The sequence below is a fragment of the Selenomonas sputigena genome (assembly GCF_026015965.1).
In the GTDB taxonomy this organism is placed as follows: Bacteria; Bacillota; Negativicutes; order Selenomonadales; family Selenomonadaceae; genus Selenomonas.
In genome coordinates this window covers 2,211,521-2,224,745 of sequence record NZ_CP110383.1, presented here as the reverse complement: position 1 = coordinate 2,224,745, position 13,225 = coordinate 2,211,521, and the positions used below count along the sequence as shown (strand labels likewise).

The 13,225-nt window shown below is 59.9% G+C and carries 12 protein-coding genes; 7 read left to right on the top strand and 5 right to left on the bottom strand.

Features of this window, described 5'->3' with window-relative positions; genetic code table 11:
* The first annotated feature begins 142 nt into the window (after positions 1-142).
* The 3 genes from OL236_RS10665 (at position 143) to OL236_RS10655 (ending at position 4,063) form a co-directional block, all read left to right on the top strand.
* Positions 143-1,282, top strand: coding sequence for a trans-sulfuration enzyme family protein (locus tag OL236_RS10665; protein ID WP_265070600.1), 1,140 nt, complete (start codon positions 143-145; stop codon positions 1,280-1,282).
* A 221-nt stretch (positions 1,283-1,503) separates the two neighbouring features.
* On the top strand, positions 1,504-2,910 hold the full coding sequence (locus OL236_RS10660; protein WP_265070599.1) for an ATP-binding protein: 1,407 nt from the start codon (positions 1,504-1,506) through the stop codon (positions 2,908-2,910).
* Positions 2,891-4,063, top strand: coding sequence for a MalY/PatB family protein (locus tag OL236_RS10655; RefSeq protein WP_265070598.1), 1,173 nt, complete (start codon positions 2,891-2,893; stop codon positions 4,061-4,063). Before OL236_RS10660 ends, OL236_RS10655 begins: the two co-directional genes overlap by 20 nt.
* A 6-nt stretch (positions 4,064-4,069) precedes the next feature.
* On the opposite strand, the gene OL236_RS10650 is transcribed toward OL236_RS10655, so the two are convergent.
* The 4 genes from OL236_RS10650 to OL236_RS10635 form a co-directional block, all read right to left on the bottom strand.
* The gene (locus tag OL236_RS10650; protein ID WP_265070597.1) at positions 4,070-4,615 is read right to left on the bottom strand and encodes a DUF4143 domain-containing protein; all 546 of its coding nucleotides are present in this window, start codon (positions 4,613-4,615) and stop codon (positions 4,070-4,072) included.
* A 21-nt stretch (positions 4,616-4,636) separates the two neighbouring features.
* On the bottom strand, positions 4,637-6,085 hold the full coding sequence (locus OL236_RS10645; protein ID WP_265070596.1) for a potassium transporter TrkG: 1,449 nt from the start codon (positions 6,083-6,085) through the stop codon (positions 4,637-4,639).
* 1 nt (position 6,086) lies between these two features.
* Positions 6,087-7,433, bottom strand: coding sequence for a Trk system potassium transporter TrkA (gene trkA, locus OL236_RS10640; RefSeq protein ID WP_265070595.1), 1,347 nt, complete (start codon positions 7,431-7,433; stop codon positions 6,087-6,089).
* Positions 7,434-7,563: 130 nt separating this feature from the next.
* Positions 7,564-8,691: a DUF362 domain-containing protein gene (locus tag OL236_RS10635; RefSeq protein ID WP_265070594.1), complete on the bottom strand. Its 1,128-nt coding sequence runs from the start codon at positions 8,689-8,691 to the stop codon at positions 7,564-7,566.
* A 261-nt stretch (positions 8,692-8,952) separates the two neighbouring features.
* On the opposite strand from OL236_RS10635, the gene OL236_RS10630 reads away from it, so the two are divergent.
* Genes OL236_RS10630 through OL236_RS10615 form a run of 4 tightly spaced genes read left to right on the top strand, consistent with a single transcriptional unit; the run spans position 8,953 to position 12,153 of the window.
* Positions 8,953-9,504, top strand: coding sequence for a TlpA family protein disulfide reductase (locus OL236_RS10630; protein ID WP_009645869.1), 552 nt, complete (start codon positions 8,953-8,955; stop codon positions 9,502-9,504).
* Positions 9,505-9,515: 11 nt separating this feature from the next.
* Positions 9,516-10,310: a cytochrome c biogenesis CcdA family protein gene (locus tag OL236_RS10625; protein ID WP_265070593.1), complete on the top strand. Its 795-nt coding sequence runs from the start codon at positions 9,516-9,518 to the stop codon at positions 10,308-10,310.
* 18 nt (positions 10,311-10,328) lie between these two features.
* Positions 10,329-11,762: a thymidine phosphorylase gene (locus OL236_RS10620; RefSeq protein WP_265070592.1), complete on the top strand. Its 1,434-nt coding sequence runs from the start codon at positions 10,329-10,331 to the stop codon at positions 11,760-11,762.
* Entirely contained in the window at positions 11,752-12,153 is a 402-nt protein-coding gene (locus OL236_RS10615) for a cytidine deaminase (RefSeq protein ID WP_265070591.1), read from the top strand. The genes OL236_RS10620 and OL236_RS10615 overlap by 11 nt, the downstream gene beginning before the upstream one ends.
* A gap of 93 nt (positions 12,154-12,246) precedes the next feature.
* Here the strand turns inward: OL236_RS10615 and OL236_RS10610 are convergent, their stop codons facing one another.
* Positions 12,247-13,104 (bottom strand): HAD-IIB family hydrolase, encoded by an 858-nt coding sequence (locus OL236_RS10610; RefSeq protein ID WP_265070590.1) that lies wholly within the window; start codon positions 13,102-13,104, stop codon positions 12,247-12,249.
* Positions 13,105-13,225: the final 121 nt, after the last annotated feature.

The window sequence follows — 13,225 nt, the reverse complement described above, 5'->3', positions numbered from 1 at the left end:
CGACTTCATTTTATCAGCGTTTCCTAAAATTTTGCAGTCGGCATCTGCAAGCGCTGCATTATCTTGTGGCGCAAATCTTTTTCCTATGCTATAATATTAAACCATAGTATATCAATATGAATAGTATATTGGAGGAAGAATCATGAAAGACCATTCGCTTGAAGTGCACGGCTGCCATACCTACGATGCGACGGGGGCGATCAGTCCGTCGATCTGCCTGTCGGCGACGTTCCGTCATCCGCGTTTCGGCGAGAGTACGGGCTACGACTACGGACGCGTGGCGAATCCGACGCGCGAATCTCTCGAAAAGACGGTGGCGCTCTTAGAGCGCGGTGGGCGCTCTTGGGCGCTTTCCTCGGGCATGGCGGCGGTGCAGCTCGTTTTCTCTCTTCTTTCGGCAGGCGATCACGTCCTGATGAGCGAAGACCTCTACGGCGGCACGGTGCGTCTCGCCGAAGAAGTCTTTGCGGGCTACGGCGTCACCTTCGAATACGTTGACGTGCGCGATCTCGCACTCGTCGGCAAGCGTATGCGCTCTGAGACGAAGCTCGTCTTCATTGAGACCCCGTCGAATCCGATGATGCAGATCGCGGACATCGCGGCGCTCTCTGCGCTCGCGCACGAAAACGGCGCCCTGCTCGCCGTCGACAATACCTTCCTCTCGCCGCATTTCCAGAAGCCCTTGACGCTCGGCGCGGACATCGTGCTGCACAGCGGCACGAAATATCTGTGCGGACACAACGACGTCATCGCAGGCTTCCTCGTGCTCAAAGATGCGACGAGCGCAGAGGCAAAGCGCATCGAACTGCTCGCCAAAGCGGCAGGGCCGAACCTCTCGGCGCTCGACTCGTGGCTCATGCTGCGCAGCATCAAGACGCTCGGCGTGCGCGTCGAGCGGCAGGCGGAGAACGCGCTCGCCATCGCCCGGTGGCTCGGCACGCTGCCCGAGGTCACCGAAGTGCTCTACCCGGGACTCGCCGACCATCCGGGCTACGCGCTGCAGCAGAAGCAGGCGAGCGGCGCGGGCGGCATGATCTCCTTCAAGGTGCGCTCCGCTGAGATCGCGAAGGCGGCTCTCGGCAGACTGCATCTCATCGCCTTCGCCGAGAGTCTCGGCGGCGTCGAGACGCTTCTGACATATCCGATCGCCCAGACGCACGCTGAAATGCCCGCCGCGCTCCTAAAACGCACGGGACTCGACGACAAACTCCTGCGACTCTCCGTCGGCATCGAGGACGTCGAAGACCTCAAGGCCGATCTGCAGCAGGCCTTGCAGGGATAAGAGGGAAGCAGGGCAAAGACAAAAGAATTAGAGACCCAACTTTCATCTTTTTCTGCAAGGATTACAAGTATACTTTCAATCTTTGTCGCCAAAGATGAAAGTTTGTGCTATAATCACCTTGAAAGAAGGTGATCTTGATGCCTTTGATCAGCCAGGAGGCAATATGCAAAGTCCTCACAGCGTACAATCCATGGTGGAAAACGGGAATGATTGCGCGAGGCATGTCGAAAAGTTACAGACGCTTTGCCTTTTATGATGCGATGCGGCGTTTGTCGGAGACGACCCTGCGGCGCACTGTCGTCTTGACGGGAGCGCGGCGAGTCGGCAAGACGACGATACAATATCAAATGATTGAGGCGCTTCTCGCACAGGGCGTCGCACCGCAGAAAATCGTCTTCATCTCGCTCGATCATCCCATGCTGAAACTCAGCGCGTTTCAGGCGATTTTGGACTGCTACCATGAGATGATCTATGCGGGACACGATGTCTACTATTTCTTTGACGAGATCCAGTACGCTTCGGATTGGGACAGGTGGCTCAAAACGCTCTATGACATGCAGCCGGATTCGCACATCGTCGCCACGGGATCGGCAAGTCCCGCCATCGTGCGCGGCAGCGAGGAAAGCGGCACGGGGCGCTGGTCCATCATCTCCGTTCCGACGCTCTCCTTCTATGAATATTGCGCTCTTCTGCAGGTTTCTCTGCCGGATCTTGATCCCGATTTGAAGCTGTCGACCTTATTTTCCTTGGAGCAGCAGGAGCGACAGATGTTTCTCTTGTTGCTCGCGGATGTGCACAAGCACTTCATCCGTTATCTGCGAGTCGGAGGATTTCCTGAGCTTGCGCTTGCAGATAACGATATGCTGGCGCAGCAGATTCTGCGCGAAGATGTCGTCGACAAGGTCTTGAAGCGCGATCTGCCCGCACTCTACAATATACGCAACGCCACTGAATTGGAACGGATCTTTCTCTATCTATGCAACGTATCCTCCGAGATTGTTTCCGTAGAGGCGATTGCCAAGGAATTGAACGGAGTTTCGCGCCCCACGGTCGAAAACTACATTCGCTATCTTGAAAGCGGCAACCTCATCTATCAGAGTTGGCCTGTCGAGATGGCAGGGAAAAAAATCTTAAAGGCGCAGCCCAAGATCTATATTGCCGACGCCGCCATACGGAATGCCGTTCTCATGGACGACGCCATTCTGACCGATCCCGTACAGATGGGAAAGATCGTAGAAACCACCGTCTACAAGCATACGGCGGCCTTCTATTACCAAAAGGCGACATCGGTCGGCTATTTCCGCGGCGGCCGAAAAAATAAGGAAATCGACATCGTCATTGAGCGTCCGCGTCTCGCCAATATCCTTATCGAGGTCAAGTACCGTGAAAATGCCGCCATTTCGGACGATGACGCCATCAGCGAATTGGCGGCAGAGGCCGCGGCCTCCTTCGTCCTCACGAAAAACCTTACGGACTGCAGCATACAGAAGGCGAACTCCGGTGCTTCCTTGCTGCGCATCCCTGCCTTCGCCTTCCTCTACCTCCTCGGTCACGAGGAACGCATGGCTGCAGCCACATACCCAAAGCATACGAAAGGAGACTTCTTTCATGAACCATTTCGACTTTGATGAGATCATCGAGCGCCGTCATACGAACAGCCTCAAATACGACTTCGCCAGAGAGCGCGGCTATCCCGAGGACGTTTTGCCATTCTGGGTCGCCGACATGGACTTTCGTGCGCCGCAGGCGGTGCGTGATACCATTCGCCGACGCGCCGAGCACGGCATCTTCGGCTATTCGCGTCCGAAGGAGGACTACTATAGGGCGCTCGAACAATGGTTCAGCACGCGCCACGGCTGGAATCTCGGCAGGGAATCCCTCGTCATGACGCCGGGCGTCGTCTTCGCGCTCTCCATGGCGGTGCGTGCATTTACCGCGCCGAATGATACCATTCTCATAACCGAACCCGTCTACTATCCGTTTTTCAGCGTCGTCGAGGGCAATGGGCGCAAGCTCGTCACGAGCACGCTGCTCTTCGAGGACGGCGCATACCGCATGGACTTCGCTGACATCGAGCAGAAGATTCGCGAGCACAAGGTGAAGCTTCTGATTCTCTGCAGCCCGCACAACCCCGTCGGGCGCGTCTGGCGGCGCGAAGAGTTGGAGCGTCTTGCCGCGATCTGCCTCGCGCACGACGTTCTCGTCGTCGCCGACGAGATTCACGCCGACTTCGTGCGTCCCGGCCACAAGCACACGCCTTTTGCCTCGCTCTCGCCCGAGACTGCGGCGCGGACGATCACCTGCACCGCGCCGAGCAAGACGTTCAACCTCGCAGGGCTGCAGCTTTCGAACATCTTCATCACGGAAAAAAGCCTGCGCCATACCTTCCGCAAGGAAGTCTACAGCACAGGCTATGACGAACCGAACATCTTCGGCCTTCTCGCCGCGCAGGCGGCATACAGCGAGGGCGGCGCGTGGCTCGATGCGCTTCTCGCCTACCTTGAGCAGAATATCGCGCACACGAAGCGCTTCCTCGCCGAACGTCTGCCCAAGGTGCAGCTCGTCGAGCCCGAGGGCACCTACCTCTTATGGCTCGATTTTCGCGCCTACGGCCTTGAAGCGAAAGTGCTCGACCGAAAGATCATCGACGAGGCACGCCTCTGGCTCGACGACGGCGCGATCTTCGGCAAGAGCGGCGCAGGCTTCCAGCGCATCAACATCGCCTGCCCGCAGGCGACGCTCACAAAGGGGCTTGAGGCTCTGGCACGCGCGTTCGAGTGAGGCATCCTAGAGAAACTGCGTCATATAGACTGGCAGGCAAAGGACATCATGCTCTCGCTGCAAATCTTTCGTATAGATTAGATACTTCTCGTCGATATGCTGCGAATATCGCTCGGAAAAGGCATCGAGAGAAGCATGCCTTTTGTAGCCGGAAGATTTGACCTCCAATGGGCAGATCTTGTTCTTTCGCGGCACAAGGAAATCAATCTCGTACAGATTGGTCTTCTTTTCATTGGGAAATGTATGGTAATAGAGTTGTCTGCCGTTGGCAGCGAGCGTCTGGGCAACGATGTTTTCATAGAGATAGCCGAGATTTGCCGGCAGACGATCGCTCAAAAGCTTCTGATATATGATATTGTCGGTAAATTCTTGATCACGAAAAGCGAGGGTCGTAAAGACTAGCACAATTTCAGCATTTAGCCAAATGTTTTCGACAGAAATCCCGTCATCTAGCCAAATCTTTTTGGATAAAATCCAAGCATCTAGCCAAATTTTTTCATATAAAAACCCGCTGCACAGCCAAATCTTTTCGCCCGATGTATATGAGTGCATCTCTTGAAATATTGCTCAGCGTCACCACTGTCGCCTGTGCAGCCGGTCGATTCCTGCACGCAGCAGGATCAAGAAGGAGAAAATTTCGAGCCGCCCGAGGATCATCAAGAAGCCTGCGAAGACCTTGACCCAGCCGGGCAGGAGCAGGAAGTCCTTGCCGCCGTAGAGGAGAGTCACGACGGTGCCCGTGCCCGACAGGCAGCCGACGGCGAAGCCCATGGCGGGCAGGGTGTCGATGTGCGCGAGAGCGAGGCCGAGCGTCGCGAGAATCAGCACGACGACATAGAGGAAGAAGAAGCTCAAGATCCTGCCGTAGAGTTTGTGCGGCACGGACTTGCCGTCGATCTTGATGTTGACGATCATGCGCGGGTGGATCGTGCGCAGGATCTCCCTCTTTGCCATCTTGACAAGCACGAGCAGGCGCATCACCTTGAAACCGCCGCCGACCGCGCCGACCGAAGAGCCGAGCGTGGCGAGAAGAAGCAGTACGGCATGAGGAAAGGTCGGCCATGAGGCGAGAGGCGCGGCGGCAAAGCCCGTCGTCGTCGCGAACGAGATGGCATGAAAGAAGCCCATGCGAAGGCTGTGCTCGACATCGTAGACGCCGACGACGGCGAGGTAGCAGGCGAGCGCCGCGCCCCCAAAAAAGACGACGAGGAGGAAGAAGCGCAGTTCTGCATCGGCAAAGAGAGCGCGCACGTCGCGCCGCGCCGCCGCCCGCTGCCACAGGAGGAAGTTCACGCCCGCGAGCAGCATCGCGGCTTCTGCCGCGAGTTCCGTCGTGATGCCGCTCCCTTTCAGCACGACGCCGCGCGGGTCGAGTCCCGTCGTCGAGATCGAGGTCAAGGCGAGCACGGCGCTCGACAGGAAGCTTTCGCCAGCGAGCAGGAAGAGGCCGAGCGCGACGAGCGTCAGACAGGCGTAGAGGAGCGCCATCTTTCGCGCCGCCGCATTCATGCGCCGCAGGAGAGGGCTGAAGTTCGTACCCTGCTGCACCGAGAGCGTCAGACCGAAGCAGCCGCCGACCTGCGGCATGATCGTGACGAGGAGGCACAGGAAGTACATGCCGCCGATCCATCCTTGGAAGATCTGCCAGAAGCCGAGGGAGCTTTCGAGTCCCGTCGGTGTGAAGAGGAGCGCCGTCGTCGTAAATGCCGCGACGCTCGCGAAGAAGGAATCGGCGGCAGAAAGCTCGCCCGTGAGGAAAAAGGGCAGTGCACCCAGAAGCGAGTTCAAAAGCCATGCGGCGAAGAGGAAGACGGCTCCATCCGTGACGCCGATCGTGTGACGATGCCCCTTGGAGAGATGCGAGAAGACGCGCCAGAGGACGAAGGAGAGCGCCGCGGGCATACCGAAGGCAAGCGGGTGCTCATCCTCCCAGAAGAGCGCGAGGCCGAAGGCGAGAAAAAGAGCCGCGCCTTCCAGAAACGCCATGCGCCCGAGCAGGAAAGAAACGATGCGCGCGTCCATATCAATCCTTGCCCTTGAAATACTTCATGACCTTCTGCGCGAAGCGCGTCTGGATGAAGAGAATGGTTCGGTCGCCGGGCAGAAGAACCGAAGTGCCGTTTGGTATCATGGCCTCATCGCCGCGCACATAGGCGCAGACGAGGCATTCGCGCGGCAGATGCGCCTTCATCAGAGGAATGCCCGCGACAGGTGCGCCTTCCTGCACGATGACCTCGACCGCCTCCGCCTTCGCGCCCTCAAGAAGGGATACCGAAACGACGCCGCCGCGCCGCGCGAAAGCGAGGACTTCGGAGGCGGACAAGAGGCGCGTCGGCAGGACGATGTCGACGCCGACCTTTTCCATGAGATCGACGTATTCGCCGCGCGCGACGCGCACGACCGTCTTCTTTGCTCCCAGATGCTTGGCTAAAAGCGCGAGCATGAGGTTCAGCTTGTCGTCCTCCGTCAGGCAGACGACGGCGTCGGCATCGGCGACGCCCTCTTCCGTCAAAAGATCGATGTCCGTGCCGTCGCCGCAGATGGCAAGGCCGTTTTCGAGTGCCTCTGCCGCCAGCCGGCTTCGTTCGCGATTGGTATCAATGATCTTCACGGCGACGTCCGCCTCGTCGAGCATCTTGGCGAGGAAGCGCCCCGTGCGCCCCGCGCCGATGATCATGACGTGCTCGAGCTTTCTCGCGTCGCGGTGTACGAAGGTCTCGCTGAACTTCTCGATTTCGGCGGGATCGCCGATGAAGTAGGCGTTGTCGTGCGGCAGCAGGCAGTCGTCGCCGTGCGGGATGATCATGCGGTGGTCGCGGAAGATCATGCCCGCGAGGATCGCCTTGGGCATTTCGAGATCCTTCAGCGGGATGTTTGCCAAGGGCGAGTGGCGCGTCACCTTTGTCTCAAAGAGGCGCACCTTGCCGCTTGCGAAGTCCTCGACGTCGAGCGCGGCGGGCGTCATGAGGATGCGATAGACCTCGCGCGCCGTGATCAGTTCGGGATTCAGCATGAGGTCGATGTCGAAGTTCTCCTTCAGGTATTCCTTCGCTTCCGAAAGGAACTGCATGTCGCGGATGCGTGCGACCGTGTGCGTGATGCCGTGCTTCTTCGCGAGGATGCACGCGACCATGTTGACTTCGTCGCCCGCCGTCACGGCGATGAGGATGTCTGCCGAGCGGATGTCGGGATCGTTCATCGTGATGGGGCTGGCGCCGTTCGCCGTGACCGTCAGCACGTCGAGCGTGTTCTTCGCCGCTTCGAGCCGCGTCTCGTCCTGATCGACGAGCACGACGTCGAACTCCTCGTTCGCGAGCAGCTCGGCGATGCTGTAGCCGAGCTTTCCCGCACCGACTATGACAATGCGCAAGGAAACTCCTCCTCTTGAGATGTATGCACAAAAAAGCCAAGGGAGCCGCCGCCGTGCGAATCTGCACGGGCTTCCCTTGGCTTTTTGCACCCTTTGCCTTATTTTAACGCATTCGGCGCGGCGGTGCAAATCATTTCAGTGTGATGAGCTCGTAGTCGCGCGTACCGAGTCCGATCTTCTCGCCGTGCACGAGCGTTTCTTCCCAACAGACGTTGGGGTTCGAGTCGAGGAAGTGGTCGTGATGGTGATGCCAATCGGGCTTGGCGAGGTGGTCGCCGAGCTTGCTGTTGCGGATCGGCTGCGCCTTCAGCGCCATGTCGACGCACGCTTGGTCGAGCGCGATGGGATCGAACGAGGCGAACATGCCGATGTCGGGCAGGATCGGTGCGTCATTTTCGCCATGACAGTCGCAGTTTGGCGAGATGTCACGCGCGATGCTGATGTGGAAGCACGGACGATCCTGACAGACCGCCTGCGCGTACTCTGCCATGCGGCGGTCGAGGATGTCGGCGGCGTCCCAGACCTCGTTGTAGAGCGCGTTGAACGTGCACGAGCCGATGCAGCGGCCGCAGCCCTTGCAAAGCTCCTTGTCGACGACCGCCTTGTTCTCAACGTAGGAAATCGCGTCCGAGCCGCATTCCTTCGCGCAGCGACGACAGCCGCGGCAAAGCTCCTCGTGCACGCCGACCTTGCCCGACGAATGCTGCTCCATCTTGCCCGCGCGGCTGCCGCAGCCCATGCCGATGTTCTTGATCGCGCCGCCGAAGCCCGTCTGCTCGTGCCCCTTGAAGTGCGTGAGGCTGATGAAGACGTCGGCGTCCATGACGGCGCGTCCGATCTTCGCCGTCTTCAATACGAGGGCGTTCTTGATCGGCACTTCCAGCTCGTCCGTGCCGCGCAGACCGTCGCCGATGATGATCTGACAGCCCGTCGTCGTCGGGTTGAAGCCGTTGATGTTCGCGCAGTCGAGATGCTCGGGCGCATGGCGGCGGCTGCCCGGATAGAGCGTGTTGCAGTCCGTCAGGAAAGGAATGCCCTTTTCCTCCTTCACGAGGTCGGCGACGGCTTTCGCGTACTGCGGGCGCAGGAACGCAAGGTTGCCGAGTTCGCCGAAGTGCATCTTGATGGCGACGAAGCGGCCCTCAAGCTCGATCGTCTTGAGGCCCGCCGTAAGACACAGACGCTGCAGCTTCTTCGTCAGGCTCGTGCCGACGTCCGTGCGGAAATCGGTGAAATAAACTTTTGCTTTCTCTGCCATGGTATTGCTCCTTTTTCTTTTGCAGACACGTTCTTTCTTACGGGACGAATTCCCCTAAATCTATTGTAGCATACGAGTACATGAAAAGTATATGAAATCTCCTATTCTCATCTTTTTCGCCTTGACCTTGAGAACGTTCCTCCGTAGAATAGTACTATAAACGTTATGGAGAGAAATGGAAACATCGGCGCGACGTAGGTCGCTGAGAAGAGTCCTGTCTCGGGACTGTGAGCCTATGGAATCACAAAGGAGGAATTCACTTTGAAAACAAGACGAACGATGCAAGGTCTGATCGGCGCTCTTCTCGCGCTCTTTCTTATGACGGGCTGCGGCCTGCAGGCGGAGGAATCGGGCAAGTCGGCGGAAGCCAAGGCGGAGCAGGCGATGGATGCAGAGGGCGTGGAAGGGACGGCGCCGCCTTTCAAGGCGACATCATTCGACGGCTCGGAGGTCGCGATCAACGCCGCCATGGACAAGAAGCTCTACGTCATCAACTTCTGGGCGACATGGTGCCCGCCGTGCCGCGCCGAGATGCCCGAGCTCAACGAGTTCGCCAAGAAGCATGAAGGCGAGGTCACGTTCTACGCCGTCAACCTGCAGGAGCCGAAGGACACGGTCGACAAGTTCCTCAAGGACAACGGCTACACGATGCCCGTGCTCCTCGACCTCAAGGGAGAGGCGGCGGATACCTACAAGGTTCGCGCCATTCCGACGACCTACGTCATCGACCGGGATGGCAAGATCCTGCTGAAGAAGATCGGCGGAACGACGGCGGCGGAGCTGGAAACGGCACTCACGCGCGCGGCGAAGTAGGAGGTTTTCTCTTGGAAGCAATCTCCTTCGGCGCGGCGTTTCTCGCCGGCGTCGTCTCCTTCGTCTCGCCGTGCGTGCTGCCGATGCTGCCGACCTTCGTGCTGATCCTCGCGGGATCGAGCAGCGCGGCGGCTTCAAATGGCGCAACGGCCTCAAGCGGCGCGGCGGCTTCAAGCGGTGCAGCAGCTCCAAGCGGCGCGGCAGGTGTTTCGGCGCCGCCCGCTGCGGCAGGGCGTGCGCTCTTTCGCAACGTCGCGGCCTTCCTCGCAGGCTTCGCCGTCGTCTTTCTCGCGCTCGGCGCGACGGCGACGGTGCTCGGGCAGTTTCTCACAGGTCATCTCGCGCTTTTGGAAAAGGCGGGGGCCGTCATGCTCGCGCTGCTCGGACTGTTCCTCTCGGGACTCATCAGCCCGCGCTTCCTCTACCGCGAGTGGCGGCCGTTCCTGCATCGCCCGTCGGAGGGCATCGTCGGCTCGTTCCTTCTGGGCATGTCGTTCACCGTCGGCTGGACGCCGTGCACGGGGCCGATCCTCGCGGCGATTTTCATCTATGCGGGAAGCCGCGCGACCGTCGTCGAGGGGCTTTGGCTGCTCGGCTTCTACGTGCTCGGCTTCGCCCTGCCGTTCTTTGTGCTCGCGCTCCTCTGGCAGCGACTCGAAAAGCGCGTGCGCACGCTCTACCGCTTCCTGCCTGCCGTGCAGAAGGTCGCGGGCGTCTCGCTCGTCGTGCTCGGCGTCATGATGTGGTTCGGCTGGACGATGCGCTTCATGGGCTGGCTCTCCGGCCTCGTGCCGTTCTCTTTCTAGTTTCTGGGAGGAATCTCCATGCGCATGTATGATCTCATCACGAAGAAGAAGCGCGGCGAACCGCTTGCTGCAAGCGAGATCCGCGCCATGGTCGAGGGATTCACGAAAGGTGAGATTCCCGACTATCAGATGGCGGCGATGCTCATGGCGATCTGCTTTCGCTCCATGACGGAAGAGGAGATGCGCGACTTAACGCTCGCCATGGCGGCCTCGGGCGACGAGGTCGACCTCTCAGCCTTTGGCGGCTCCACGGTCGACAAGCACTCGACGGGCGGCGTCGGCGACAAGACGACGCTCATCGCCTGCCCCATCGTCGCGGCGGCGGGCGGGCGCATCGCCAAGATGAGCGGGCGCGGTCTCGGCCACACGGGCGGCACCGTCGACAAGCTCGAATCCATTCCGGGCTTTCAGACGACGCTCTCGCGCGAAGACTTTTTCGCCGTCATAGAAAAGACGGGGCTTTCCCTCATCGGGCAGTCGGGCGAGCTTGCACCCGCCGACAAGAAGCTCTATGCGCTGCGCGACGTCACGGCGACGGTCGACTCCATTCCGCTCATCGCCGCCTCTATCATGAGCAAGAAACTCGCGGCGGGCAGCGCGGCGATCGTGCTCGATGTCAAGACGGGCAGCGGTGCCTTCATGAAGACGCTCGACGACGCGCTCGCGCTCGCGCGTGCCATGGTCGCCATCGGCGAGGGTGCGGGAAGAAAGACCTCCGCCGTCATCACCGACATGGACGTACCCTTGGGCTCTGCCGTCGGCAACTCGCTCGAAGTCGCTGAAGCCATGGAAGTGCTGCAGGGCAGAGGCCCTGCCGATCTCAGGGAGGTCAGCCTCGCGCTCGCCGCCGACATGCTGCGCCTCATCGGGCGCGGCGACTTCGCCGAGTGCCAAAGGCTTGCAGAGAAGGCCATCGAGGACGGCAGCGCCTTTCGCACCTTCGCCGCCATGGTCGAGGCGCAGGGCGGCGACGCCTCCTGCCTCGCCGATCCAAGAAAACTGCCGCAGGCGGCGTTTCAATTGGAAATCCTCGCTGAGAGGGCCGGCTATATCACGCACATGGACGCCGAAATGATCGGTCAGGCCGCCTGTATGCTCGGCGCGGGGCGCGAGACGAAGGAAAGCGTCATCGACCATGCGGCAGGCATCCGCATCTTGAAAAAGACGGGCGAAGCCATCGAAGCCAAAGAGGCGCTCGCCGTGCTCTGCACGAATGATGAAAGTCGGCTCGCATCTGCAGCCGTTTGCTATACCCGCGCCCTTGAGATCACGGCCGAGCCGCCCGAGAAGCGCCCGCGCATCTTCGCGCGCGTCACGAAGGAAAGCTTCGGCCACGCCGAAAGGGCGCATGAGGAAGAGGCAAAAGACATCATGAGCGACGCACTCCTCGCTGAGATCCGCGCCGCCATGGCAAGACGTGAAGAGAAGGAGGGCGGCGCAGATGGACGATGAATCCCTCATCGAGCTTGCCAAGAAAGCGCGCGCCCATGCCTATGTGCCGTATTCGGGCTTTGCCGTCGGCGCGGCGGCGCTCGCGCCCGACGGGCGCGTCTTCTTGGGCTGCAACATCGAAAACGCCTCTTACGGTCTGACGAACTGCGCCGAGCGCACCGCCATCTTCAGCGCCGTCGCTGCGGGCGTCCGACGCTTTGCGGCACTCGCCGTCGTCGCAGACGGCGAGCTGCCGTGCTCGCCGTGCGGCGCGTGCCGCCAGGTCATCGCCGAATTCGCCGTCGAGCGCATCATCCTCGCCAACCTCGCGGGAAAGCGCCGCGTCGTGACCAAAGAAGAACTGCTGCCCTTCGCCTTTTCGCTTGAAGAGAAATCCCTGCCGTCCGATTGACGGCAGGGATTTTTGCATGATGCGGCAGTTTTGCCGCACGACCCGTGCAAAGCTGATCGGCGCGGAGCGCAGGGGGCGAAAGGACGCGGCGCATCAATCCGCGCTTTTCTGCGCCGTGATTTCAGCGAAATGTGCGAGCAGCCAGACGACGAGATCATCTTCCGCCCGGCAGCCCGTGAAGTCAGCGGCCTGCTTGATACTCTCATGCGCGTTGCCCGAGGCGATGCCGATGTCGGCAAGCTCGATCATCTCCCAGTCGTTCAAGTAGTCGCCAAGAGCGATGATGCGCCTTCCTTGGCAGATGGGAAGCCCTCGAATCTCTTCGATCATGGCGCCCTTCGATACGCCTTGGGCGACAAACTCATAATAATTGGCCTCGGAGTAGAAATGATGGCTGAGACTCGCTGTGCCGAAGTTCTTCGCAAGACGCTCCACACGGTGCAGCGCGGGCGGCGCATCGCAGACGAGGAGTTTGAGCCACGGTGTCCGCTGCATGTCGGAAACGTCGGCAAGAGCTGCATGCCGGCAGCGATAGAACTCCCGAACGAGCCGCGGATCGTCGTTCTCTTCAGGGCTGACGATGCAGCAGGCTTCTTTCGTATAGACCTCGACGCACGCCTGCGGAAACATCTTCAAGCACTCGGCGGCGAAGCGCGGCCAGATATTGGGCGAGTCTTCTGCGCCCTGCAAATTTCTTTGCGCGAGAACCTTCCGCGCCTGCCAGTCGTAGAGCATGGAACCGTTGAAGAAGATGCTCGGCGCCGTGATCGGCAGTCCGCGGACATAGCCGCCCGCCGCCTCGGGCGTGCGCCCCGTCGCGATGCCAAAAAGGCCGCCGCCCGCGACAAAAGTGCGAATCGCCTCCGCATTCGCCGCAGAAATCGCCTTCCCATGCGGCACGATTGTACCGTCAAGGTCGCTGATCAACATGTACTTTTCGTATGGTTTCATTGTGGGGTACTCCTCCCTGTATCGCACACCATTCTCTCGTCTTGAGAAAACGCTGTGTTTATTATAGCAAGAAAGAACGGCTGCTGCACGCGCTTGAGTCCTGTCGTAAAAAACGGACAGC

Excerpts from the sequence above, each read along its gene's own strand:
- OL236_RS10665 (WP_265070600.1), top strand. The coding sequence starts at position 143 with ATGAAAGACCATTCGCTTGAAGTGCACGGCTGCCATACCTACGATGCG.
- OL236_RS10660 (WP_265070599.1), top strand. The coding sequence starts at position 1,504 with ATGTCGAAAAGTTACAGACGCTTTGCCTTTTATGATGCGATGCGGCGT.
- OL236_RS10655 (WP_265070598.1), top strand. The coding sequence starts at position 2,891 with ATGAACCATTTCGACTTTGATGAGATCATCGAGCGCCGTCATACGAAC.
- OL236_RS10650 (WP_265070597.1), bottom strand. The coding sequence starts at position 4,615 with ATGCACTCATATACATCGGGCGAAAAGATTTGGCTGTGCAGCGGGTTT.
- OL236_RS10645 (WP_265070596.1), bottom strand. The coding sequence starts at position 6,085 with ATGGACGCGCGCATCGTTTCTTTCCTGCTCGGGCGCATGGCGTTTCTG.
- OL236_RS10635 (WP_265070594.1), bottom strand. The coding sequence starts at position 8,691 with ATGGCAGAGAAAGCAAAAGTTTATTTCACCGATTTCCGCACGGACGTC.
- OL236_RS10620 (WP_265070592.1), top strand. The coding sequence starts at position 10,329 with ATGCGCATGTATGATCTCATCACGAAGAAGAAGCGCGGCGAACCGCTT.
- OL236_RS10615 (WP_265070591.1), top strand. The coding sequence starts at position 11,752 with ATGGACGATGAATCCCTCATCGAGCTTGCCAAGAAAGCGCGCGCCCAT.
- OL236_RS10610 (WP_265070590.1), bottom strand. The coding sequence starts at position 13,104 with ATGAAACCATACGAAAAGTACATGTTGATCAGCGACCTTGACGGTACA.